1 protein-coding gene is annotated in these 618 nt (G+C 69.6%); it reads right to left on the bottom strand.

What is annotated here, in order from left to right; all coding sequences use genetic code 11:
- Positions 1-618: alpha/beta hydrolase (locus ACWBNA_RS47860; protein ID WP_482710886.1), on the bottom strand; the 618-nt coding region annotated here is incomplete at both ends.

The raw sequence follows: 618 nt of genomic DNA, 5'->3' as shown, positions 1-618 counted from the left end.
GGCGCGCTGCTGCTCGTCGGTCGTGTACTGGTCCCAGAACCACTGCATGCCGTCGCGGCGCAGGAAGTAGCCTTCTGCGAACTGGTGGTAGGAGCCGGTGTCGAAGGCGGCGTCGGTGACCGGGTAGAACAGCACCTGCTGCACCAGGGGGACGTCGCCGCGTTCCTTGGCCATCAAGGTCAGCGCGGCGCTCATGTTGCCGCCGACCGAGTCACCGGCGACCGCGATGCGGGTGGCGTCCAGGTTCTTGGAGGCGCCCTGCTCGACGATCCAGCGGGCGACGGCGTAGTTCTGCTCGATGGCGACCGGGTAGCGGGCCTCGGGTGAGAGGTCGTACTCCGGGAAGACCACGGCGGCCTTCGCGCCCACGGCGAGTTCGCGCACCAGGCGGTCGTGGGTGTGGGCGTTGCCGAAGACCCAGCCCGCGCCGTGGATGTAGATGATCACCGGCAGGGTTCCGGAGGCACCGGCGGGCTTGACGATCCGCGCCCGGACGCTGCCCGTCGGACCGCCCTGGACGGTGATCCACTCCTCGTCGATCTCGGGCTTGTCGATCTCGCCGGACTGCACCTCGTCGACCGCCTTGCGGCCCTCGGCGGGCGCGAGGTCGAAGAGGTA

This window comes from Streptomyces sp. Q2 (assembly GCF_056820935.1).
The sequence above is the reverse complement of the archived record's forward strand: the minus strand, read 5'-3'. Positions and strand labels throughout refer to the sequence as shown.